This is a genomic window from Streptomyces sp. NPDC033966 (assembly GCF_055575955.1).
The window spans coordinates 681473-705310 of record NZ_JBVIRQ010000003.1; the positions used below are offsets into that span (position 1 = coordinate 681473).

At 71.2% G+C, this 23838-nt stretch carries 13 protein-coding genes and 3 pseudogenes; 5 read left to right on the forward strand and 11 right to left on the reverse strand.

The features are described 5' to 3' along the window. Nucleotide 1: 1 nt before the first annotated feature. From ACZ518_RS12050 to ACZ518_RS12075, 6 genes and pseudogenes are all read right to left on the reverse strand, one after another. Nucleotides 2-1315: a phosphoribosyltransferase family protein gene (locus tag ACZ518_RS12050; protein ID WP_469112910.1), complete on the reverse strand. Its 1314-nt coding sequence runs from the start codon at nt 1313-1315 to the stop codon at nt 2-4. Nucleotides 1316-1572: 257 nt separating this feature from the next. Then, nucleotides 1573-1815 (reverse strand): annotated as a pseudogene (gene pspAB, locus ACZ518_RS12055) (PspA-associated protein PspAB); the annotation flags it as partial. Nucleotides 1816-1827: 12 nt separating this feature from the next. Beyond that, a pseudogene (locus tag ACZ518_RS12060) lies at nt 1828-2503 on the reverse strand (M48 family metalloprotease). Beyond that, nucleotides 2493-3629 (reverse strand): CapA family protein, encoded by a 1137-nt coding sequence (locus ACZ518_RS12065; protein ID WP_469112911.1) that lies wholly within the window; start codon nt 3627-3629, stop codon nt 2493-2495. The pseudogene ACZ518_RS12060 and the gene ACZ518_RS12065 overlap by 11 nt, the downstream one beginning before the upstream one ends. 665 nt (nt 3630-4294) lie before the next feature. Further along, a complete protein-coding gene (locus ACZ518_RS12070) occupies nt 4295-5965 on the reverse strand; it encodes a PLL family lectin (RefSeq protein WP_469112912.1) in 1671 nt (556 codons plus the stop codon). Nucleotides 5966-6002: 37 nt separating this feature from the next. After that, nucleotides 6003-7520 (reverse strand): PLL family lectin, encoded by a 1518-nt coding sequence (locus ACZ518_RS12075; protein WP_469112913.1) that lies wholly within the window; start codon nt 7518-7520, stop codon nt 6003-6005. 304 nt (nt 7521-7824) lie between these two features. Here ACZ518_RS12075 and ACZ518_RS12080 point away from each other — a divergent pair, with 304 nt between their 5' ends. Next, the gene (locus tag ACZ518_RS12080) at nt 7825-8898 is read left to right on the forward strand and encodes an AfsR/SARP family transcriptional regulator (RefSeq protein ID WP_469112914.1); all 1074 of its coding nucleotides are present in this window, start codon (nt 7825-7827) and stop codon (nt 8896-8898) included. Nucleotides 8899-8972: 74 nt separating this feature from the next. Here ACZ518_RS12080 and ACZ518_RS12085 read toward each other — a convergent pair whose 3' ends face one another. Both ACZ518_RS12085 and ACZ518_RS12090 read right to left on the reverse strand, forming a co-directional pair. After that, entirely contained in the window at nt 8973-9992 is a 1020-nt protein-coding gene (locus ACZ518_RS12085; RefSeq protein WP_469112915.1) for an alpha/beta hydrolase, read from the reverse strand. 60 nt (nt 9993-10052) lie between these two features. Continuing rightward, the gene (locus ACZ518_RS12090; protein WP_469112916.1) at nt 10053-12509 is read right to left on the reverse strand and encodes a penicillin acylase family protein; all 2457 of its coding nucleotides are present in this window, start codon (nt 12507-12509) and stop codon (nt 10053-10055) included. Nucleotides 12510-12741: 232 nt separating this feature from the next. Between ACZ518_RS12090 and ACZ518_RS12095 the strand changes: the two genes are divergently transcribed. From ACZ518_RS12095 to ACZ518_RS12110, 4 genes are all read left to right on the forward strand, one after another. Further along, nucleotides 12742-13728: an alpha/beta hydrolase-fold protein gene (locus tag ACZ518_RS12095; protein ID WP_469112917.1), complete on the forward strand. Its 987-nt coding sequence runs from the start codon at nt 12742-12744 to the stop codon at nt 13726-13728. 128 nt (nt 13729-13856) lie between these two features. Further along, a complete protein-coding gene (locus tag ACZ518_RS12100) occupies nt 13857-15233 on the forward strand; it encodes a DUF8189 domain-containing protein (RefSeq protein WP_469112962.1) in 1377 nt (458 codons plus the stop codon). 715 nt (nt 15234-15948) lie between these two features. Beyond that, nucleotides 15949-16758, forward strand: coding sequence for a serine/threonine protein kinase (locus tag ACZ518_RS12105; RefSeq protein WP_469112918.1), 810 nt, complete (start codon nt 15949-15951; stop codon nt 16756-16758). Next, nucleotides 16755-18206: a serine/threonine-protein kinase gene (locus ACZ518_RS12110; protein ID WP_469112919.1), complete on the forward strand. Its 1452-nt coding sequence runs from the start codon at nt 16755-16757 to the stop codon at nt 18204-18206. The genes ACZ518_RS12105 and ACZ518_RS12110 overlap by 4 nt, the downstream gene beginning before the upstream one ends. Before the next feature lie 99 nt (nt 18207-18305). Here the strand turns inward: ACZ518_RS12110 and ACZ518_RS12115 are convergent, their stop codons facing one another. From ACZ518_RS12115 to ACZ518_RS12125, 3 genes and pseudogenes are all read right to left on the reverse strand, one after another. Beyond that, nucleotides 18306-21941: a DEAD/DEAH box helicase gene (locus ACZ518_RS12115; protein ID WP_469112920.1), complete on the reverse strand. Its 3636-nt coding sequence runs from the start codon at nt 21939-21941 to the stop codon at nt 18306-18308. 656 nt (nt 21942-22597) lie between these two features. Further along, nucleotides 22598-22836: pseudogene (locus ACZ518_RS12120) on the reverse strand (transposase); the annotation flags it as partial. Between the two features lie 65 nt (nt 22837-22901). Next, on the reverse strand, nt 22902-23831 hold the full coding sequence (locus ACZ518_RS12125) for a GNAT family N-acetyltransferase (RefSeq protein WP_469112921.1): 930 nt from the start codon (nt 23829-23831) through the stop codon (nt 22902-22904). Between the last annotated feature and the right edge of the window lie 7 nt (nt 23832-23838).

Genomic DNA, 23838 nt, shown 5'->3' on the forward strand with positions numbered 1-23838 from the left:
GTCAGGCCCCGGTCGCCAGGTGCCCTGTGAACCAGTCCCGGGCGAGGCCGGCCACCTCGTCCAGTGCGCCCGGCTCCTCGAACAGATGCGTGGCGCCGGGGATGACGTCAAGCCGGTTCTCGCACCGGAGCTCACGCTGGGCCTGGCGGTTGAGGCCGAGTACCGTCGTGTCGCGGCCGCCCACGATGAGGAGCGTCGGCGCCCGTACGTCGGCGAGCCGGGGCCCGGCGAGGTCGGGGCGGCCGCCGCGGGAGACCACGGCTGCGATGTCCGCGTCGGCGGATGCGGCGGCCCACAGCGCTGCGGCGGCTCCTGTGCTCGCTCCGAAATAGCCGATCGGGAGGGACGGCAGGGACTGAAGGCGTTCCAGCCAGCGTGTGGCGTCCGCCAGCCGCCGGCCGAGGGTTTCGATGTCGAAGACGTTCGCGCGGTCGGCTTCCTCCGCCGGCGTGAGCAGGTCGAAGAGCAGGGCGCCCAGACCCGCCCCGTTCAGGGCCGCGGCCACCGACCGGTTGCGCGGGCTGTGGCGGCTGCTGCCGGAGCCGTGGGCGAAGACGACGACGCCCCCTGCGCCCGGCGGCACGGTGAGGTCTCCGGCCAGTGCGACGCCGCCCGCGTCCACCACCACCTCGCCCGCCCCGGCCACCTCGCCCGCCCCGGCAGACAGCCGCTCCGCAGGGCCCTGTGCGGCCTGCGTCAGCAGGGCGAGGACCTCTTCGTCGGGGGTCTGGGAAAAGTCCAGGTACCACTCGCCCACGGCGCGGAAGGCGCGCGGTGTGGACAGGCACACCACGTCGTCGGCCTGGGTACGCAGCCGGGCGACCGCATCCGGCGGCGCCACCGGAACCGCCAGCACCACACGGGCCGCGCCCTGCGCCCGCACGACCTCGCACGCGGCCGCGGCGGTGGCGCCGGTCGCGATCCCGTCGTCCACCAGGATCACCGACCGCCCGTCGAGCGGTACGCGCGGCCGGCCGCCGCGGAAGCGCCGCGCCTGACTGGCGAGCGCCGCCGTCTCGGCGCGCTCGACCGCTGCGAGATCCTCCTGCCCGACCCGGGCCATGCGGACGATGTCGTCGCTGATGACCCGTACGCCGCCCTCGCCGATGGCGCCGAAAGCCAGTTCACGGTGGGAGGGGACCCCGAGCTTGCGCACGACAATCACGTCGAGCGGGGCGCCCAGCGCCCGCGCCACCTGGAAGGCCACCGGCACTCCGCCACGGGGCAGGCCCAGGACGACGGGATCCTCCCTCACCAGGTGCCTGAGTGCTTCGGCGAGCTGCTGTCCTGCGTCCGTGCGGTCGGCGAACATCACGGTGGATCACTCCCTACGCAGGGGAGATGGAAACCTCGTGCCCACCTACTTCGAAGCAATCCCATGTGCGGCTTCTGCGCAAGTCGAGGACGGTCGGTCCCATGGAACGAATCGGAGCGGGTCCTGATCGACATCGACGGCGTGCTCACGGTGTCCTGGAAGCCGCTCCCTTCGCCGATCGTCCCGCCCACTGGAACGCCTCGGGCTCAGCCGGGCCCGGGAGCGCCCCACACCGGTAACCAGCGGCCCAGGTCAGGCTCGACCGGCAGGCCGCCACCGCCTCCGCGCCCGGTATCGGCGCCGAGGAGCTCCCGTACGTCCTCCTGGAGCCCGGCGAGGGCACCGCCTTCGACGCTGGCGAAGCACACCAAGCCGACGCCGGTGGGAGCGAACCCGGCAGCCGCCTGAAGGCTGATCGCGGCGGTGGGCAGCCCGGAGAACCGGTCGAGGTCGGGCGGTACCGGCTTGCTGCGGCCGAGGATGGTGTCGAGGAGTCCCACGGGAGAAGCCTCTCAGGGACGGCCGAGCTGCGCCGCGATCCGGCCCAGCCGGTCCAGCCGCTCCTCCAGCGTGGGGTGGGAGGAGAGCAGCTGCTCAGGCTCTTCTTCGAGGAGAACGCGGGCGCGAACCAGAACGCGTTGAAGGGCTCCGCCTTGCGCAGGTCCCGGCCGAGTCCGCTGTAGAGCGCGACCCGGGTCATGATTCCCGCGAGGACACCGAGGAACGACGACGGTCATCACCGCCACATCGCGATGGGCGACGTGCGACAGCTCGTGCGCGAGGACACCCTCCAGCTCCTCCGGCTCCAGGCGGCGCAGCAGGCCGGTGGTGACGCAGGCCAGCGCGGTGCTCGCCGCGGCCGGTGGCGAAGGCGTTCGGCACGTCGCTGTCGGCGATCGCCACCCGCGGCTTGGGCATGTCGGCGAGGGCGCAGATGCGGTCCACGGCACCGTGCAGCTCGGGCGCCTGCTCCGGGGTGACCTCGCGGGCGCCCATGCTGAAGGCCGCGATCCGGTCGCTGAACCAGAAACTGCGCGATGAACAGGCCGCCCGCGATCACCAGGATGGTGGGCCACGAGCCCCGGAGAAGGGCCAGCAGGACGCCACGAAGACGACGTAGAGCAGCCCGTCCCAGGCATCCGGCTGCCCTCCAGCCGGAGCGCGGGCGCCGCGCTCCTCACCCTCGATTGTGCAGCCTTCCCCCCTCTGCGCGGAGGGTGCCGTCCTCCTCGCGGGTGATGCGCGTGCTGGAACCGAGGCTGGTGCGGGCGAGGACTTCGTGGAGCCAGGCGGTGTCCTGCTGCGAGGCGCGCCGCAGGCGCATCCGGTGAGCCTGCAAGGGGATGATGCGCAGGTGGTCGAGCCGTCCGGTGTCCGGCTCCAGGGAGACGAGGTAGAGCAGCCGCAGATCGTCCCGGTACCGCTCGTAGCCGCTGATGCCCTCGTAGTCGTTGATCAGGTCGCCGCAGCCGTAAAGGACCAGGCGGCCCCCGTACACCTCGATCGGGCGTGGATGGTGCGAGGAGTGCCCGTGGACGATGTCCGCGCCGCCGTCGACGAGTGCGTGCGCGAAGCGGACGTGGTCGCGCGGGACGGTGTAGCCCCAGTTGGAACCCCAGTGGACCGAGACGACCGCGAGGTCGCCGGGTCCCTTCTCCCGCCGGATCCGGCGGGCCACCGCTGCCGCGGCCCGGTCCGAGGCCTCGGCGACGAAGTCGATGCCGCTGCGGTCCGCGGTGGCGGCCCAGCTGTGGGGGACACCGCTCGATGCCATCCCCAGGGAGAAGACCAGCAGACGCCGGTTTCCGGCCGGGGGGAGGGGGAGGACCGCGGGCCGCCGCGCCTCGTCGAGGTTGCCTCCGGCGCCTGCCGTCGCCAGCCCCTCGGTGGCGAGCGAGTCGAGCGTCTCGGCCAGCCCGCGCCGGCCGTAGTCCAGGACGTGGTTGTTGGCGAGGACGCAGACATCGGGACGGGCGGCTGCCAGGCAGGGCAGGTTGGCGGGGTGCATCCGGTAGTGGACCGCCTTGCCGGGGGCCGCGTCGTCGCTCCGGGTGACGGAGGTCTCCAGGTTGAGTATCCGGGCGTCGGGCGCGGCCGCGTCGAGGAGGCGCAGCGCCTCGCCCCAGGGCCAGGAGAAGGCCGCCCGCCGCGGAACCGTGCCGTTGACCGCCTCAGCGAGTTCGACGTACATGCGGGCATCGGTGACGTACGCCTCCGCCAGGGCCGGATCACCAGGGTGCGGAAGGATCTGGTCGACACCGCGCCCGAGCATCACGTCGCCGCCGAGGAACACCGTCACGAGCTCACCGCCCATGCCTCCAGGCTAGCTAGGCGTGCGGACGGCACAGCGAGAGCGCTTGGGCGGCAACCATTCCGTCGAACGCGCCGTGGCTGGGGGGTGTCGAATGCTTGGGTATTCGTTACCTTCGGTGACGATTCTCGGCTTACGGAACCCTGCCGAGGAGCCGGGTCGCGAGCGGATTCGGGGCGGATGCTGGGGAGACCATGTGAACCACTTCCAGGGGGTCTGCGGGGACGTCGGGCATGGGCACAACGTAGAAGTCCGCAGTTCGGCGGTATATGCGGCCCGCCATCACAATCGGGCCGCCACTGGTGTGCCCGCGCACCACATGACCCGCAGGCCAACCGGGCAACCCCTCCGGAACTGGTCGTGAGGCCGTGCCGGAATTGCAGAGTCACACCTGTTTCGGGGACGCCTCGCTGGCTCCCGTGCTGCTCTGGTGCTGACCCGAAACCCCACGTCAGCACCCCTCGCCACCCACCCCGTGCCGGGCGACGGGCCGAGCAGAGCGCCGGTGTCCTGGACCTGAGGAGGAGGCCCGGAGCACCGATGTTTGAGGCCGTGGCGGAGCGCCGAACGCCCGCCGGCGTCCGGCGCCTGCCGCGGGTGCGGTCGGCGGGACGGCGGCGGGCGCCCTTCGGAGCTCCCGTCCGCGGATCGGATCCCCGCGGGGGCGGCTAGTTGATCGCCGGTCCGGAATTGTTCAGCCAGGCCCAGTCCGACCAAGTGGCGAAGCCGGTCTGCCACTTGTGGTAGACACCGGCGCTGCTGGTCGCGAACACCTCGATGCGCCCGTCGGCGTCGTTGCCCGCGGCGATCTCGGTGCCGCCACCGCCGAAGGTCTCCCACTCCGAGTACGGCGCGTTCGGGCGGGTCTGCCAGGCGTGGCTCGCGGCGGTGGCGTTGATCGCGAACACCTCGACGCGGCCGTCGGCCGACCGCGAGTGGGTCAGCTCGGCGTTGGAGATCCCTCCCATGCCCGCCCATTCCGACCACGAGGTCGGGCTGGTCTGCCAACGGTGGAACACACCGGTGGAGTTGGAGGCGAACACCTCCAGCCTGCCGTCCTGGTTGTAGCCGGCCGTGAGGTCGTGTCCGCCGCCGCCGAAGTTCTCCCAGGTGGACCAGCCGCCGTTGACCCCGGTCTGGTAGAGGTGCTGGAAGGTGGTGTCGGAGAGGGCGAAGACTTCAAGACGTCCGTCGGGTGCGGTTTCGAGGGCGAGGCGTGAGGTCGCGGGACCGCCGCCGGTGCCTTCCCAGTTGGCCCAGTTGCCGCTGGGTGCGGTCTGCCAGCGGTGGAAGACTCCGTTGGCGTTGGAGGCGAAGACTTCGATGCGGCCGTCGGCGTTGTTGCCGGTGGCGAGCCGGTAGCCGCCTCCGCCGAAGTTCTCCCAGGTGGACCAGGAGCCGTTGACCCCGGTCTGCCACATGTGGTCGAAGGTGGCGTCGGAGAGGGCGAAGACTTCGAGTCGTCCGTCGGCGTTGGCGGCTACGGACAGCTGTGCGTTGCGCGGTCCGCCTACGGACCGCCACTGCGACCAGGCGCCGTTCACCGCGGTCTGCCACGCGTGGTAGACGCCGTCGGTGCCGGCGGCGAAGGCCTCGAGCCGACCGTCCGCGGACCGCCCGGACACCACACGGCCGGCGCCGTAGGGGTGCTTGGGGCCGGTGCTGCTCGTACCGGACCACAGCGCGTTGGCCATGATCACCGCGTCGTCCGCCTCGATGGCGTAGAGGCCGCGCAGGTCCTCGCGCGGTCGCTGGACGTGCCAGCACACCTCGCCGATCGCCTCGTTGTTCCACGAGCCGCCCGGATACATCCGTTCCACCTCGTCGAAGAAGGCGTTGGTGGCGTGGGCCGGGTTCAGCCGCTCCTCACGGGTGCCCCACCAGTCCTGCTGCTGGAACAGCCCGAGGCTGGTGTAGTCGACGGCCTGGGCGTAGTTGTTGACGCTGGACTCGACGATGATCGTGGCGATCGCGATGGCCGCGGCCCTCTGGTTGAGGCCCCGGTCCTTGACCGCCTGCGTGACCATCCGCGCGCAGGACACCTTGTAGGCGTCCATGTAGCCGGCCATCTTCGCGTGCAACTGCGGGTTGAGCTGGTCGGCCATGATGCCGTCGGCGGCCGACGGACCGGCCGGATCACACGGCACGGTCGGAATGGCGAAGCCCTGCGGGCCGCTGAAATACCGGGAGACCCCGGAGTGGTCCTTGCCCGGAACCGGAGGCGGAACGGGCGCGTGTGCGGCGACGGCGACCGAGGCGGTCATCCCGACGGCCAACGCCCAGGTGCCGGCCACGAAGGCCAGTCTGGTGAACACGCGGCGTAAATCAGTTATCGCCATTGTCTGCCCTTCTGTCGTGAAGTGATATGTGCGGAGTTCACGCGATGCCCGGTCCTGCGGAAGTGCCCACCCAGCCCCATTCGGACCAGGCGGAGAAACCGGTCTGCCAGCGGTGGAAGACACCGGCGCTGCTCGTCGCGAAGACTTCGATGCGCCCGTCGGCGTTGTGGCCGGCGGTGATCTCCGTGCCGCCACCGCCGAAGGTTTCCCAAGCCGAATAGGGGGCGTTCGGACCGGTCTGCCAGATGTGGGCGGCGGTACTGCCGTTGATCGCGAACACCTCGACCCGGCCGTCCGCCGAACGGTCCGAAGCCAGCTCGGAGTTGACCGGACCGCTCATCCCCTCCCAGCCGGACCAGGCGGAAAGGCTGGTCTGCCAGCGGTGGAAGACTCCGTTGGCGTTGGAGGCGAAGACCTCCAGCCGTCCATCGGTGTTGTGATTCACGGTGAGGTCGTGTCCGCCGCCGCCGAAGTTCTCCCAGGTGGACCAGCCGCCGTTGACCCCGGTCTGGTAGAGGTGCTGGAAGGTGGTGTCGGAGAGGGCGAAGACTTCAAGACGTCCGTCGGGTGCGGTTTCGAGGGCGAGGCGTGAGGTGGCCGGACTGCCGCCGGTGCCTTCCCAGTTGGCCCAGTTGCCGCTGGGTGCGGTCTGCCAGCGGTGGAAGACTCCGTTGGTGTTGGAGGCGAAGACTTCGATGCGGCCGTCGGCGTTGTTGCCGGTGGCGAGCCGGTAGCCGCCTCCGCCGAAGTTCTCCCAGGTGGACCAGGAGCCGTTGACCCCGGTCTGCCACATGTGGTCGAAGGTGGCGTCGGAGAGGGCGAAGACTTCGAGTCGTCCGTCGGCGTTGGCGGCTACGGACAGCTGTGCGTTGCGGGGTCCGCCTTCGAACCGCCACTGCGACCAGGCACCGTTCACCGCGGTCTGCCACGCGTGGTAGACGCCGTCGGCTCCGGCGGCGAAGGCCTCGAGCCGCCCGTCCGCGGACCGCCCCGAGGTGACCCGGCCCGGGGCGTACGGGTGCGGCCGCGTCGCGGACTCCTCGACGATGTTGTCGTACCGGAGCGCCTTGTAGTCGCCGTTGGGGTGACCGTCGATCGTGGGGTTGTTGATGTTCGTGCGGAAGTGCCCCGGAGGCTCTACGCCGCTGGAACCTCCGCCGAAGCTGTAGTAGGAGAACCCGCCGTGATCGTCCTCCCACTTGTGGAAGATCAGGGTGTGGTCGTAGAACGAATTGAGAATGTCCCCCGCGCGCAACTCGTCCCGCGCGACCTCGTGCGAATAGCCGGGCAGCCCTTGGGTGTTCGGGCTCGCGTTCAGATGCCACGCCATGGAGACGTAACCGGAACAGTCGGTGCGGTAGCGGAAATCGCCGCCGGCGTCGGGCGCGGAACCCTGCTGGTTGTACGGGGGATGCTGGTCCATCCAGTACTGGGCCCGCCAGATCACCTCGCTACGGGTGATCGGGCCGCCGCGGTCGGACGAGACGGCCGCCATCGCGGCAGTGGGCGCGGTCGCGGCGACGGCGGCCGCGCCGGCTATCAGCAGCAGGAGCACTCTGCCGCACCATGATCTTAGAGTCGTCACCGGAACCTCTCCCGTCGTCGGCGGCCGACAGTAGGGCGCACCGATGAAATGCCGATGGAATCGGCAACCCCCTTGGCCGGCAGGGAAGATGGGCCATCGGTCCTGCGCCGCGGGGGCGGCGCAGTGTCCAGGGATGTCGAGGGCTTCGCGTCTGTCACTCCGGATCGTTCCGGATGCCCGGCCCGGCGCTCTCCCCCCTACTTTGTCGACGGCTTCCGCCAGACCTGCGGAACCGACCGACCGAACGATCAGCCCGGAGCCCGGGGGAGCAGCGATGCCGACGACCGCCGCCACCTGCCGACCGATCGCCACCGCGCTCGGGCACCAGGAGCGCGAGGTGCTCCACGCGGTTGGCTGCGGCCTGCGGGACGACGAGATAGCTGACGCTCTCGCCCTTTCCGAGGACGCCGTCGCCGGAGACCTCGCGCGGGTCCTCGTGAAACTCGGGCTGCGCGACCGGGCCGCCGCCATCGTCCACGCCTTCGACAGCGGGCTGGTCGTCCCCGGCCGCGGTCCGCGTACGGAGGCGACGAACCCGGCGCCCCGGGCCCATGCCCACCGCGCGGCCGGACCGACGATGCGGATCTCCCTGCTCGGACCGCTGCAGGCATGGGAGGACGGGCGGCCGCTGAAGCTGGGGCATCTGCGCCAGCAAGCCGTACTGGCGGCGCTCGCGCTGTGCGCGGGCCGCACCGTCGGTCAGCAGGAACTGCTCGACGGAGTATGGGGGGCCAACTCGCCGGTCACGAACGTGGTGCCGGTGTACATCTACCGGCTGCGCAAGGCCCTGCGCACCGGGGACGGCCGCCCCGACGCGGTGATCGAGCACGACCCGTGCGGCTACCGGCTGGTCTCCGGCCTGTTCGACGTTGACGTGTCCCGCATGGAGCAGCTGGTCACCGACATCGCGACGGCCGACCGGGCGGGAGAACCGGCGGAGGCGGTCCGGCTGTGTTCGCAGGCGCTGGACCTGTTCCGCGGGGAGCCCCTGGCGGGCCTGCCCGGGCCGCTCGCCGAGCTGGAGCGGTTGCGGCTCACCGAGCGCAGGATCACCATCGCGCAGCGGAAGCTGGAGTGGCAGCTGCGGCTGGGGCAGCACTCCGAAGCGGTCGCCGAACTGTTCGACCTGTCCGCGGCCCACCCCCTGCACGAGCCGGTGGCCGCGATGCTGATGCGGGCGCTGTACCGCAGCGGCCGCCGGGCCGACGCGCTGACCGTGTTCGACCGGGCCCGCCGCCGGCTGGCCGAGGAACTCGGCGTTCCTCCGGGCCGGCTGCTGCAGCGGACGCGCCAGTCGGTCCTGCGCGGGGACGAAGCGGGCCTCGGGCTCACTGGGGCGCCGAGGTGACCGGGTCTCCGTGGTGACCGCGCCACCGGGGTGACCGGACCGCCACCGGATCGGGGCGGCCCGGCTCCGCGTGGTCAGGAGGCGAAGGACCGTTCCAGCCGCGGAATCAGGTCCTGGAGGTCCGCTTCCCAGCACCAGGCGTTGTGGCCGCCGTTGCAGTTGGTGCCCCAGCCGCCGCCGTCGCCGTAGTCGACGTAGTAGTAGGGCATGCGCAGGGCGTCCATGCTGTCCTTGACGTGCTTGGACGCGCTCTCCACCCAGAACTCCAGGTCGGTGACGTCTCCGCGTCCGTTGCCGACGTAGATGGAGACCCCGACTCCCGCGAGCTTGTCCATGTGCGCCGCGGGGTCCACCTCGTTGAACCTCCAGTCGGCGTTGAACACCGGGTAGGGCGAGCCGAACGCGGCGTCACTGTCCACGCCGGGGGAGTAGCCGACGAGGGAGGCGACGACGGCCATCCGCAGGTCCATGGACCGGACCGACAGGTCGATGTCACCCGACAGGGAGGCGGTCTGGCTGAACAGGTCGGGGCGGACCTGGGCGTAGTGCAGGGCCCCGAACCCGCCCATGGAGACACCGGCGACGGCCCTGGCCTTCTTGGCGGCGATGGTCCGCAGGTTCGCGTCGATGAACGGAATCACCTGCTTGAGGTGGAAGTTCTCCCAGTTCTGGGCACCGGCCGCGGTCCTCTGGTTGAGCCAGTTGGCGTACCAGCCCCGGGCGCCCCCGTCCGGGATGACGGTGATCATCTCGTTCGAGGTGGTCAGCGCCGGGTAGTTCTGCTGGATCGGGTCGTCGGGCGAACCGTGCAGGAAGTACAGCACCGGGTAGCGCCTGGCCGGGTCGTCGTAGTAACCGCTCGGCAGGATGATCTTGATGTGGTGCTTGCCCGAGACCTCGGGTGTGGTCACGGTGATGTAGAAGTTGGTGGGACCGCCCACCGTCGTGTCGACCTGGGTCAGGCCGAACCCGTCCGTCATCCTCGGCGGTTCGGTGCCTTCGGCGGCTTGTGCCGTACCCGCCGGCAGCGTCATTCCCACCACGGCGGCCATCAGGGCCACCACCATTCGCCACCGACTCGATGTCCTCGTCACAGCGCGCTCCCTCGTGAGTTCTGTCGTCGTGCGGGTGCGAGACCGATCGGGAGACCGGTCTCAGTTCAGGACCTTGACCTCCAAGGCCGGCGAGGCCGCGATCTGCTCCTCGGTGAACCGCTCGGTCACCCACTGGCCGGCCGAGAACAACTTGGTCTGGTCGGCGTAGTGCGGTGAATTCGGGTTGGCCGACTGGGAGTAGGCCAGTACGGAGGAGGCCTGCGGCGGCCCGTCGGCGGTGAAGCGCACCTGCTGGACGAAGCTGGAGCCGAAGGTGATGTCCATCTTGCCGTCGACCGAGCCGGGGGTGACCACGTTCAGCACGCCCAGCTCGTGGATCGCCCCGTGGATCGGGATCTGCTCGCCGTTGCGCGTGATCTTCTGTACGTCCGACAACGCCGCGTTCAGCGGAATCCCCGCATTGCGGAAGGCGATGACCGTCCGGCCGAACGCGTCGCGGACGGCGGAGCTTCCGGAGTCAAGCGAGTTGGGAGTGTGCACCGGGTCGTTGGGGTCGAAGGGGATCCGCCACGGCAGCTTCTCCACCGACTGGCCGCCGAGCAGGGCGTACCAGTAGTTCTCGAACAGCCAGGACCCCCGGCTGTCCGCCGTGAAGTCGTGGCTCTTCCATCCGGCCAGGATCGGGCAGGCCTCGCTCACGTTGACCAGCTGGCCGTCCACCAGGATGAGCCCGAAGGGCTGGGCCCGGCACATCGTCACCGTGGCGTCGAGGGCCAGATCGGCGGCCCGGCTGTTGTCGGCGAACAGCAGCTGCCGCATGTTCTCCGGCGTGAACCCCCGGCCGGGCAGGCCGTCGGTGCCGTTGATCCGCTTCTGCGCGGTCAGGATCAACTCCTGGGTGCGCAGCGACCGGGGCGCCGCCGTGTCGCCCATCACCCGGGGGAAGGACAGCGGTTGCTCGGGGTTGGCCAGCCAGGCGCTGTCGTTGGCGTTGCCGACGAAGTCCTTGCGGATCAGCCGCGGCTGCCTGTGCGGGTCCAGCAGCCCCGGTGCGACCGCGTTCGGATCGGTGGGCCAGTCGCACGCGCTGCGTTTGCCGTCGAAGATGGAGACCGGCGGCACGTTCGGCAGCCGCAGCACCTGGTTGAACAGCGCCTGGCCGGTCAGGGTCAGGCACGACTGGGCGTGCTCGTCGGTGATGTTCGGGGTGGCCTGGATGTCCGCGTACAGGGCGTTGCCCTTGCGGTCGGAGGCGACGGTGTTGAAGAAGGGGACGCCCTGCGTGGTCTCCAGGGTGTTCACCACCTCGTCGACGTCCTTGGCCTGGTCGAGGCGGAACCAGGTGTTCAGCGCCCGCAGGTTGTCCATGTTCGCGTCGCGCACCGCGTGCGCGCTGACCACCCAGGGCAGCGGGACGGTCAGTACCTGATTGGTGATCGGGCCGTAACGCGTCGCCCACAAGGTCCTGTTGACCCTGCCGATGGAACCGTCCGCGTTCAGCACGTCGACGCCGACCTGCTGTGAGGTCATCGCCTCCCAGGCACCGTCGACCAGGTAGTTGGTCGGGTGCAGTGCATCGACCTGTACGTCGAAGAGCCCGAAGGGGGCCACCGTGGCGACGGTGTGGCTCCAGGCGACATCATCGTTGTGCCCGATGTTCACCGCGGGGAAGCCGAGCAGGCTGGCCCCGGAGACGTTGATCCTGCCCGGGATCGTCAGCTGGCTCTGCCACATCCGGTTCTTTCCCTGCCAGGGGAAGTGCGGGTTCGCGAGCAGCATGCTCGTGCCCCCGGACACGCCCTGCGAGCCGATCGCCAGCGCGTTGCTGCCCATGCTCTGCTGCCGGCTGACCGCCATCGCGTCACGGATCTTCGACGCGGTCTCCGCGGCCGAGGAGGCCGGCGGGGCGGCGGCCGGGGCGGCGGCCGAAGCGCCCGGGGGAGCCGCGTTCACCTCGCCGTCGAGCAGCACGTCGGCGGTGCCCATGATGATCTCGGCGTGCGCGTGCCGGTAGACGTCCAGCTCCGTGATCGGCCGCACCCACGCCTTGCCGCGGCAGGCCGGGTCGGTGATGTGGTCCACGCCCGTCTCGGCCAGGTACCGGTTGTACCCCTGGACGTAGCCGCGAATGGCCTCCTTGACCTCCGGCTCCGGCCCGTTGGGCGCGGGCAGGTCGATCAGCCGCTCCACCACCCGGTTGTCGTTCATCCGTTGGAAGTAGATGTCGCTGTTGAGATTGGTGGTGGTGTTCTGGTGCTCGCCGGGGCTCGCCTTGCCGTCCGGCCCCAGATAGCGGGACCGCTGGGCGTTGACCATCAGATAGGTGTCGGCCAAGGTGCAGATGTTGTCCTTGGCCGCGGCGTATCCGTAGCCCGTGCCCAGTCCCGCCCAGTCGGAAGCGATGATGTGCGGGATTCCGTACTCGGTGTAACGGATGGTCGGCTTGTCGGGCGCCTGCCCCGGAGCCGGCGCCCCGGTGGCCGCCATCGTGCTCACCATCACCGCCGCCACCGCGGCCACCATCGGCAGCCTCGCTCTGCATGTCCTCAGCGCCATCGAGCCGTCCTTCCCCTGTGGTCCGGGCCTTCGTCTGACCGCGGCCACGCTAGGGAGGAGCGATGAAATCCCGATGACGCCGACGCCGGCTCCGACAGTTCCCCGATGCCCCCGCCACAGCCCTTAGCCGACGCGCCCGCCCCTGTCAGTCCGGAATCTTCCGGGGTCTCCCGGCCCCGGCACCGTTGCTACCTTCCGGACGCACCGTCAGGCTCCCGACCAGGAGGACACAGTGAGCGCGCAGCACCCCAGCCGCAGGAACATCCTGAAGACCGCCGGTGGCCTCACGGCCGCGATGGCCATGGGCGGCGCGGGTGTCCTCGCCGCCGCGTCGACCGCTTCCGCCGTCGGTGACATTCCCGGCCTGCACATCACGGAACGCGGCGAGCAGGATCCCCGGATGTGGTACTACCGGTTCCAGACTTCCGCCATCGGCGGCTGGACCCCGGCCGTCAACGTGCTGCTCCCCGACGGCTACCACACCAGCGGGCGCCGCTACCCCGTCCTCTACCTGCTCCACGGTGGCCTGGAGGACTTCATCACCTTCGACCGGTTCCACGACATCCGGGGTCTGACCGCCTGGAAGGACCTCATCGTCGTGATGCCCGACGGCGGGCGCGCCGGCTGGTACTCCAACCCGGTGAGCTCCAACATCGGTGCCCGGAACTGGGAGTACTTCCACATCGGTCAGCTGATCCCGTGGATCGACGCGAACTTCCGCACCTACGCCGAATACGACGGCCGCGCCGTCTCCGGGTTCTCCATGGGCGGCTTCGGCGCCCTGAAGTACGCGGCCAAGTACTACGGCCACTTCGCCTCGGTCAGCGCCCACTCCGGCCCGGCCAACCTGCGCGGTGGCAACGGTGACCTGGTGACCCACTGGGCCAACGCCTCCTCCGCCGCGGTGGAACTGAACGGCGGCAGCATCTATGGCGTGCCCTTCTGGGACCAGGCCCGGGTCAGCGCGGACAACCCGTGCGAGCGCATCGAGAGCTACCGCAACAAGCGGGTCTTCCTGGTCGCCGGCACCAGCCCCGAGGACATCCAGGGTTACGCCAACGAGACCCTGGTGCTGGCCACCCAGCGGGAGTTCAAGTGGAACCTCGACCGCGCGGGCATCCCCTACGAGCAGCACGAGGTGGGCGGCGGCCACTATGTCCGCCGGGAACTGCTGGAGGCCGACATCAATGGCGTCATCGACCGGCTGCGCAAGGCGTGAACGGCCCCCTGAGCCGCGTCCTCGCGGCGACTGCCGTACTCCTTGCGGCGCTGTCGGCGCTCGCCGCCACGGGTTCGGCCGAGGCGCGGCCCGCCGAGCTCACCGCGGCCTGCCCGACCACCGGGCCCATGACCCAGCACTTCCACAGTGGACACAACGGCGTCGACATCGGGGCCGACGTCGGGACGCCGATCTACGCGGTGGGCGACGGCGAGGTGACCATCTCCGGATACGTCGGCGACTACGGCCAGTGGATCCGGATCCTGCACCCCGACGGGCGGATCTCGGAGTACGGGCACATGTCCAGGCGGGACGTCTTCGAGGGCGACCACGTCGTGGCCGGCCAGCAGATCGCCCTGGTCGGCGCGGAGGGCACCAACGTCGACGGCCCCCACCTCCACCTCCGGATCTGGGGTGATCAGTCCGCCTCCTACGGCATCGACCCCGAGGTCTACCTGGCGGAGCGCGGCGTCGTCCTGCCCTGCACCCCGGGCAGCGGGCCGCGGCCCAAGCCGCTGGTGTATCCCGCGGAGTCGGGCCGCGTGGTGTCGGCGCGGTCGGCGGACGGACGGCTGGAGGTGTTCGCCGCCGGCGCCGACGGGGTTCACCACGCCTGGCAGCAGGAGGTGAACGGCAACTGGTCGGCCTGGGAACCGCTCGGCGGGCCGGGCAACGCCGAACTGGCGATCGCACCAAGTGCCGACGGCCGTCTGGAGATGTTCGCCCTGTCGGGCAGCACCTTCCAGCACCGCTGGCAGCTCTCTCCCTCCGGTGGCTGGTCGAACTGGGAGACCTTCGGCGGTGGCGGCCGCGACACCGCGGCCGGTGTCAACGCCGACGGCCGCATCGAGGTCTACGCCTCCGGACCCGTCGGCCTCTTCCACCGGTACCAACTCGCCCCCAACGGCGGGTGGTCGGAGTGGGAGGCCGCCGGCGGCGGCCCCGCCGACAGCCGGGTGGAGATGGAGAAGTCGCCCGACGGCCGCCTGGAGGTGTTCGCCCTGGGCGCCGACACCTTCCAGCACGCCTACCAGACGGCCCCCAACGGCGGCTGGTCAACGTGGGAGACCTTCGGAGGCGGCGGCCACGACCTCACCGTCGACCACAATGCCGACGGCCGCCTGGAGGCGTTCGCCTCCGGCCCGAACGGGGTGTTCCACAAGTACCAGACCAGCGCGGCCAGTTGGTCGGGCTGGGAGGGGGCCGGCGGTCCCGCCGACGCGCAACTCAGCAGCGAACGCACTCCGGACGGCCGGGTCGAGGTCTTCGCCATGAACGGCAGTACGGCCATGCACACCTGGCAGCGCGCCGTCAACGGGGCGTACGGCGACTGGAACGCCTTCGGCGGCGGGGGTACCGAGGTCACGGCGGTCACCAACGCCGACGGCCGGATGGAAGTCTTCGGCACCAACCACACCGGCACCTTCCACAAATGGCAGACCGGCTTCTCCACCTGGTCCGAGTGGACCTGGCTCAACACCACCGCCGGCCCCACCCAGGGCTGACCGGCCTCCGACCGCCCCTGCATCAGGCTCGCCGCCACCCCGGCCACCGCGCTCGATTCCACCAGGCGCACGCACGTCCTCGCCGTCACCGCCGAGGGCCGGATCCGCACCCGCGTCCAGGACCGGCCGAGCGGCGGATGGCGGCCGTGGACGGCCTTCGGCGACCGAGCGGTCGCCCCCGTCGTATCGGGCAGTCCCGCTCTCTGAGCGCGGAGGGCGGTGCGTGCAGGGCGGATTCTGGAGTGTGGAGGACGGATCGTGGAGTGTGGATTTCGCCAAGTGAAAGGGGAAAACGGGCGGGCAGGCGGCGCCGTGACCCCCCGGCACGGTGACCTTCCCCACCCTGCCGGGGCCGGGGCAGGCCATCGGCGGCCACGGCCGGAGGGACGGATACCACTCCGATGCCCCTGTGCCGCCCGCACTGTCTGCTGCTCCGATCCGCTCGGCAGAGAGGCGAAAGGAGCCCCAAAGCGCCACTGTTGACACGGAGTCGACGTGACCCGGCACACAACGGGCGGCCCTTGCGGGAGGGTGGGTGAGCCGGATGCGAAGGGAGACCCGGGAGGCTTCCACGGCCGCCAGGGTAGGCGTCCCGCCCCGGCGGAAGCCGAGCGGCGCCGCCCTGCGGAAGTGGCCGAAGTACGCCGATGAACTCCCTTGAGAGATGAGTATTGTTCCACTCGTCCGAGCAGCGACGCGTGGAACAGGGGGAACCGTGAGCGGTGTAGTCGTCCATCTGCCGCAGGGGTGCAGTGGCGCCGACGGCGGTGAACCGTACGGTGACCCCGTGACGCTGCGGCTCGGACCGGGCGAGGCCGCCCGCTTCGGACGGGGCTCCGAGACGGTCCCCGTCGAACTGCGCCTCGCCGACCCGGCGATCTCCCGGCTCGCCGGGGAGATCCGCGTCGCCGACGACCACTGGCAGCTGACCAACCACAGCGCCACCCACAGCTACCTGGTGGAGAACCCGGAAGGAGCGGGGGAGTACCTGAGGGTCCCGCCGCGCCGGGTCGGTGCGCCCGTCCCGTTCGAGTTCTCACGCGTGGTGCTGCCCACCCGCAGCGACGTCACCGTGTCCTTCCAGGTGTTCGCGCCCGACCACGTCTATCTGGACCCGGACGCCATGGGCGCCCCCTGGGGCCGCCTCACGGTCACGGCGTACTCCCTGGACGAGACGGCCGCCTACTTCCTCGTGCTCGTCGCGCTCTGCGAACCGCGCCTGCGCGACCAGTCCCGCGTGGCGGTCCCCACGACTCCCCAGATCGTCGAGCGGCTCAGGGGACACCCCACCTGCGGCACGCTGACCGCGCGTGCGATCAGCTCGCACATCGACTACCTCGCCGAGGAGAAGCTGCGCATCGGCGCCCCGGACCTGCGCGAACCCGGCAGGAGCGAGCGCCGCAACGGCAAGCGGGAGGAGATCGTCGGGCTCGCGCTGCGGTTCGGGCTCGTACGGGAGGAGCACCTCACGCTGCTGCCGCCCCTGACGGGGGCCGGCGGGCGGGAGCGGCAGAGCGCGCGATGACGCCGCCGAACGGCCTGCGCGACACCACGGAGTGCGAGCGCAGGGACCTCCTGCCGCCCGGCTACCGGGTGCGGGACTGGACGGTCACCGACTTGATCGGGTCCGGGGGCTGGTCCACGGTCTACGCGGCACGGCCGGCCGACGGGTACCCCGGGCGGACCCGGCGGACCGGCGGGGTGGCCCCTGCGGGCGGGCCGGCGGGACCAGCCGATGTCGCGCTGAAAATCATGCCGACCGCCGGGTACGCCCCGCGCCAGACGCGCAGGATCGTGGAATCCGCGCGCCGCGAGGTCGAACTAGGGCGCAGGGCGGGCCACCCCCGGCTGATCGGTCTCCTGGACTCCTTCGTCCTCGCCGCACCCGACCGCCCCTCGCTGGACGGCGCGATCGTGCTGGTCATGGAGCGGGCCGCGGGCAGCCTGCGCGAACTCCTCGACGTCGGGGCGGCCGAGGCCGACCGCCCCCGGCTGATCGCGGGGATCTGCGAGGGACTGGCCCACCTCCACCGCTCGGGCTGGGTCCACGCCGACCTCAAGCCGGAGAACGTCCTGCTGGGCACCGACCGTTCCGTGAAGCTCTCGGACTTCGGCCTCGCCACCGAGATGACGGGCACGCACGGGTACGCGCCGCCCATGGGCACCCTGGACTACCTCCCGCCCGAGCGCTGGCGGGCGCCGCTCGGGGAACTCGGCGTACAGGTCCGGCCGAGCGCCGACATCTGGGCCCTGGGCGTCATCATCCACGAGGTGTTCGCGTCCGGCGCCTCCCCGTTCGCCGGCGCCACACCCATGGCCCGGGGCGCCGCCGTGCAGGGGTACGGCGAAGGGCGGGTGCCGCTGCGCATGGACCCCGCGGTGCCGCCGTTCTGGCGGGCGCTGGCCGCCGACTGCCTCGCCCCCACCCACGCGGCGCGCGCCCCGCACACCGCCGAGAGCCTGCTCGCCCGTATCGCCGCCGAACAGGGAACCCGCGGGACGGGGGCGGGCCGGCTTCGGGGCCGGGCACGCGCCGCCGTCCTGGCCACCGCGCTGTGCGGGATCGCGGGCGCGACCCTGTGGTCGGACACGGTGCGGGCGAACCCGTCCGCACCGCCCGGCGGCGCGGAGGCGAAGGCCGGCGCGATCCGGGTGTTCAACGCCGAGAAGGGGTGTCGGGAGCGGGCCGACCGGGACCGGCAGTGCAGTCTGGGCCTGGCGATCGACCCCCGGCGGCCGTACGCCGCGGACAACGTCGTGGCGACCCGGGTGTGGCACGGCGACGTCCTCGCCGCCGACTGCCAGGTCTCCGACGGGCAGCCCATCATCAACGAGGAGGACCAGCAGTCCACCCGCTGGTTCCGCGTCCGCCTCCCTCCCGGCTCCACACCCCCCACGGCCTGGCTCCCCGCCGTACGCACGAAGGACCGGCCGGCCCTGCCGGGGTGCCCGGCCCCCACGACCGCGCGCTGATCCGCGGGGGCTGCCGCCCGGGCGTGAGCTCGGGCGGCGGCTCGTGGCCTTGCGTCGTGACGGGTACGTAGCCTCCGCCCCGCAGCACAGCGTTGGCGGTCACTCCATTTCCGGCGGCCAAGTGGTTCGGTCGCTGAGATGGTGGAACTCCGTCAGCTCAGAGGCGAGGACGTCGAAGTGCGGGAGCGGGGCCCACAGGCTGCGCTCGCCAATGACGTAGAGGCGGCGTTTGGCGCGGCTCGCGGCGACGTTGAGCAGGTGCGGGGTGCGGGCGGCCCAGTCGCGGGCGCCGGGCCGGCCGCCGCCGAGCACCAGGATGACGACATCGGCTTCCTTGCCCTGGGCTCGGTGGACCGTGGCGCAACGCTCCTCGATCAGTTGTGACGTCCAGCCTTCGCGACCGCGGCAGATCTTCTGGCATTCGGCTACGAGGGCCCGGAAGGGGGCGATGATGCGCAGGCGATCGATGTCGACGCCTTGCCGGTGCAAGTGGTCGAGTACGAACGCGAAGGCGCGGCGATCGCGTTCGCCCCAAGGTGCATCGGCAGGGCGGGTGGGGTCGTCGGTGTTGAGCCAGCGGCTGGGGAGCAGGCCGTTCCGTTCCGCGTCGGGGAACGCCTTGGGTCCGGTGCCGTACACCATGAGGCCGTCGTACGCGATCTCGTTGCTGACCGTGAACATCGGGTTCTCGCAGCGGCGGTGGACGCGCAGCGGTGAGCCCACCCAGACGTGCTCGTCGTCGCCGTCGGGTGCCGGGAGGTAGGTGCCGTAGCGGTTGGTCCGGTCGGCCACGGCCTGGGCCGAGGTGGCCGAGGGCAGCCACTCGTCGCCGACGTCGTAGGCGTTCAGCAGGCGGCGTTGAAGGGTCGTGGGCATGGTGACGACGGGTTCGAGTTGGAGCGGATCGCCGACCAGAACGGCACGGCGGGCGCGCCACAGCGCGCCGACGGCGGCCTGCGGGGTGGCCTGTCCGGCTTCATCGACGAGGAGCCAGCCGATCGACTCCCGGCCGAGGCGGGCGAACATGCTGCCCACGGAGGAGAACGTGGTGGAGACGACGGGGACCAGGAGGAACAGGGTCTGCCAGACCTGCTCGACCTGCTCGTCGGGGACGGGGCCGTTGGTGCCGGCCATCAGTTCCATGAGGACTTGGAGATTGCCGCGGACCTTCTTCGCCGCCCCGGCGACGAAGGCGCGGTGGAGGTCCAGGGCACGCAGGAACAGGTCGCTGCGGGCGGTGGACCAGGCCTCGTCGGACCAGGGCGAGCCGAGTTCCTGGTCGGCTTCGTCGAGGTGTGCCCAGCCCAAGGGGAGGGACGGCAGCGTCCGGGCAGCTTCCCGTAGTTCGCGGTGGTGGCCGTCGAGTTCGGCCACGGCAGCGCGCAGATCGCGGCGGGACGCGTCGGCGATGTATTGGGCGTGCCGGAGGGAGGCGGCCGCTGTGGCTTCGCGCGCGCTCGCGGCCCGTTCGTGGTCGAGCGCGGCGTCGAGGCCGGCGGCGGTCTGGTCGACGGCGTTGCCGGAGTGGGCGTGCCGGCCGACGGCGAGGGATTCGGCGCGCACGGCCGCGGCGACCCGCTCCAAGGAGTCCTCGAGCGCTGCGCGCTGCTGGACGAGCAGGTGCGCGATCTCGGCCTGGGTGTACTCCTGCTGCCGCTCGGCGGCCCGTCGGTCAGCCGTGCTCTGCAGCAGGCGGCGTAGCCCACCGCGCAGGCCCCGCTCGATGGGCGCAGGAGCGTCGTGACGGGCGGTGAGCGCGGTGACGTACTCCCGGTGGTGCGCGGCCAGTTCACGGGCGGCCGACAGGTCCGCGCGGGCGTCGGCCAGCTCCTGGCGGGCCCGCGGGACGTGCTCGGAGGCCGCGTGGTGTCCGGCCTCGGCCGCCGCGGTGGCCGACCGGGCGGCGGCGGTGCCGGTGGCGGCTCGTTCCAGGGCCACCGTGGCGGCGGCTACCTGCTGGTCGGCCCGGGACACGGCAGTCTCCAGGCCTGCGATCCGGTGCCCGGCCGACGGGGACTCCACCTCCGCGAGGGCACCCGCCAGACGGGTGCGCTCGGATCGCATACGGTCGACCTTGGCCTGGGCGGTACGGAACGCGGCGACGGCGCCGGTCCACGACGGCACGGGTCGGACCGGCACGCCCGCCGCGGGCTGGTTCGTCGGGGTGACACGACTCCGGCCGCCGGCCGGGGGTTTCGGCGGGGTCCATTCGCGCAGGATGGCCTCCATGCCGCGCAGCTTTGGCAGTCCCGCGGTGGAGCGGGCCCTGGTCTCCTTCTCGGGCAATTGGCCCCACCAGAAACGGTTTTCGAACTCCTTGCGGTTGGTCTTGTTGCCGAGCACCGCTGCGACCAGACCCCAGGCCGGTGCCCCGAGGAGAGCGGAGGCGAGGTCGGAGAAGTGGTCGGGGCCGCCGTGCCAGTGTTCGCCGAGTGCGTCCATGCCGGGCAGTTCGGCGGTGATGTTCTCCACGGCGCCGTTGTTGGAGGAGGCGACCACGATCTCGAACCCGGTCAGCCGCGGGTCGAGCCGAGACACGAAGCGGGGACGCTTGCCCTGCCGGTCCTTGCCCCGCCACACCGTGCCGGTGAAGGCCTTCTCGGGCCGGTCGAACGTAGCGAGCAGCGCCGCTCGCTCGACGACCAGTGCGGCGACCAGGTCGCGCAGCATCGTGGTCTTGCCCGTGCCGGGCGGGCCGTTCACGGAGAACATGCCGCCTTCGGTTCCCACCCGGTCGGCGAGCAGACGGTCCACCGCGAACTGCTGGCTCAGCGCGAGCGGCCGACTCGGCGGCGCGGGCCAGCGGCCGCCGGGGATCAGGCCCGGAGCCACACCGGCCAATACGGCGCTGCGCTCCTGGCGCACATCGGTCCGAGCCCGTACGACACCGGCGTCGAGCTCGCTCAGGTACGCCTCCAGCGCCGGACCGATTCCCTTGCCGACGGCAGTGGATACGCGAGCCAGGTCGGGCGGGAGCAGACTGTTCAGGAACGGTGCAGCGGCGGCGACCTTCGTCTGAGGGTCCTTCGGACGGGTGACCAGCCTGCTGCGCACTCGGATCACCTGCGGCCGCAAGTGATCCCGTACCCCGCACAGGTCGGCGATCTGCGCGGTCAAGGCGACGAGATCGGCGAACCCGAGCGGACGGGTTGCAGCGCTGGACCCGTACTCCGCCTCCGTGGAAGTGTCCGTACCGTCGGCGGGTGCGCCCTCGGGCACACCCGCGGCGCCGACTGGCTGCCCGGACCCCGCTCGTTCCTCAGCGGGCCTGCGCGCCGCGGCCCAGTCGGCGGCCCGGCGGACCAAGGGTTCCGCCGCGCCCTGCAGGGCGGCGCCGGCGACCTCGCCGAAGAGAGCACCGACGGCCCCGACAGCAGCGCCGCCGAGGATCTCGGCGAGCAGTCGCTGCCAGTTCCTGGCCCCGGTCGAACCCGGTGTTCCCGCTCCGTCGCCCACGTCGGACCCATGCTCGTGCGCCGTGGCTGCGGTCGTCACGGTGGGGCCGTAGGAGATCGCCGTGGCCGTGAGTTCGTCGATCGCGGTGCCGAAAGCGTCGTCGAGCTCCTCGAAGCCGTCCAGCCAGCCCGGAACGGACGGCCCGGGATCGAAGAGGCGGCCGGTCGCCCAAGCGCACGCGGAGATGACGGACGTGTCCTCGACGGGCCGGCCTTCGTCATCCAGGACCAGTGCGAGCATCGCGCTCTGGCCCGACAGCACCAGCTCGGACTGTGGCACACCGGGATCGGGATCGGTTCCCGCTGGCAGTACCGAGATCATCGCCTGGCGGAGCAACTCGAGATCGAAGAGCCCGCAGTAGACCTCGTGCCGCCACATCCGGCCGTATGGTGCCCGCCGTGGCCCGGTATCCGGGTGATCCGGAGCCCACGGCATGCGCGGCGACGCCTGCCCCGGCCCCGGCGTGAGGTCGAGAACGTACTCGTCCCGGGGCCCGGAGCGTGCGGCCAGGCGTCGGCGAGGCAGGGCCGGGATGGTCGGCGGGCTGAACAACTCGATCGCACGCCAGCAATCCAGTAAGGCCTTCCGCCGACGCTCCAGCGCCTGTCCGCTCCCCACCACTGCCCCCCCGTGTCGCACGCGCGGCACACGGCCGCTCCCCTGAAGATCAGCTGCATCGTCGAATCTACCGGACCGTCAGCAGGCACGACCTCGGTCAGTGGCGCCTCCTGCGACGGAACACGCGGGCCCCCAGGGTCGTCTCGCCCGACTTGGGCTCGGGGGTGGCAGGCAGAGGAGACAGAGGGCGGCACACAGTCTGAGTGGGTCAGACGACGCCGAGCGGTGGCTCGGTGAGTGTGAGCATCAGGCCAGGAAGGCTGGATCCCAGACTCCGTCGGAAGCCACTCAGCAGATCGGTCGACGGGCGAGGGGCCGCCGGCCCCGGTCCAGTCGCGCAACCTTCGCCAGGCTGTGATTCCGGAGCAGCCTACAGTTTCGGCGGGCACGTCGCGCGCCACGCGACACCGGTCCGCAACACGTACATGACGCCCGCGAGGGCCGCCCTGTCCGGAACGCGCAACCGCCCGGGGTAGCGGCGGCGCCGTTCGGGAGCGAGCGGAAGCAGCGGAGCCACGCGCTCCCACAGGTCATGTGAAACGAGATCAGCACGCACGCGGACATCGGACACCCTGCCGACCGAGATCGCCGAGCGTAAGATCCGAGGCTCGACTGAATTGGTCAGAAAGGCTGGTGGGCGTAGATCTTGCGCCACTGGTCAGCGGTGCCCCGCTCGCTCATCCCGGCGGCCCGGTAGACGCTGAGGGCACTGGAGGAGTTGTGGGTGTCGACGTCGACTCCCACGCTGTGATGGCCACGGTCACGGAGGAGCCGGAAGACGGTGCGCAACAACTGGGTGCCGATGCCGCGGCCGCGGTAGGCATCGAGAACTCCGAGCCAGGCGATCCATGCGCGCTCTGACGGGTCGCGAGCGATGACAGCACCCGCACAGACCCCATCGACCTCGGCCAGCCACCACAGGGCCGCTTCGTAGCTGCCGCGCTGTCGCTGGTCACGGTCGAACTCGGCGAAGGTACGCCGCCGGTGGTTCCAGTGCCCGGCCAGCGCGTCCTCCAAAACGGAGTGGACGGCGCGCCGGTCCTGGTCATCGGCAGCGACGCGCAGTTGCACACCGAGGGGTGGCTGAGCCGGTTCGGGGAACTCGGTGGTGTCCAGGTCGACTCTGAGGCGCGTGTAGCTGTGCACGATGCTCCAGCCCTCGGCGGCCATGAGGTCATGGGCCGGGCAGTCGGGCAGCTGAAACATGGTCACGGGGGTGTTGGGGTGTGGCGCGTCCCGTAGCACCCACTCGTCGAGCAGGTGAAGCAGTGCTCCGGCCGTGTCCGTAGCGCCGTCTGCGGGTGCAAGGATCAGGTGGGCCCGGAGTTGGCCGGCCTGCGGTGCCGGATGCAGGGCGACGAAGCCGCTGAGCCGACCCTCCTTCGACTCCACGACCATCGTCCGCGACGCCACATCCAGGCCGGGGCTCGCGAGCAGGTCACGCACGTCTGCTCGCGTCGTCTCCCGGCGCCCGATTGCGGCGTGCTCGGCGCAGCCGAAGAGATCCAAGATCGCCTCGATGTCGGACTCGTTGACGGCTCTGCAATGCACACAGGCA

Coding starts and splice junctions, on each gene's coding strand:
- ACZ518_RS12065 (WP_469112911.1), bottom strand. CDS start 3,629: ATGGGCGGTGAGCTCGTGACGGTGTTCCTCGGCGGCGACGTGATGCTC.
- ACZ518_RS12110 (WP_469112919.1), top strand. CDS start 16,755: ATGACGCCGCCGAACGGCCTGCGCGACACCACGGAGTGCGAGCGCAGG.
- ACZ518_RS12090 (WP_469112916.1), bottom strand. CDS start 12,509: ATGGCGCTGAGGACATGCAGAGCGAGGCTGCCGATGGTGGCCGCGGTG.
- ACZ518_RS12080 (WP_469112914.1), top strand. CDS start 7,825: ATGCCGACGACCGCCGCCACCTGCCGACCGATCGCCACCGCGCTCGGG.
- ACZ518_RS12070 (WP_469112912.1), bottom strand. CDS start 5,965: ATGGCGATAACTGATTTACGCCGCGTGTTCACCAGACTGGCCTTCGTG.
- ACZ518_RS12100 (WP_469112962.1), top strand. CDS start 13,857: ATGACCCAGCACTTCCACAGTGGACACAACGGCGTCGACATCGGGGCC.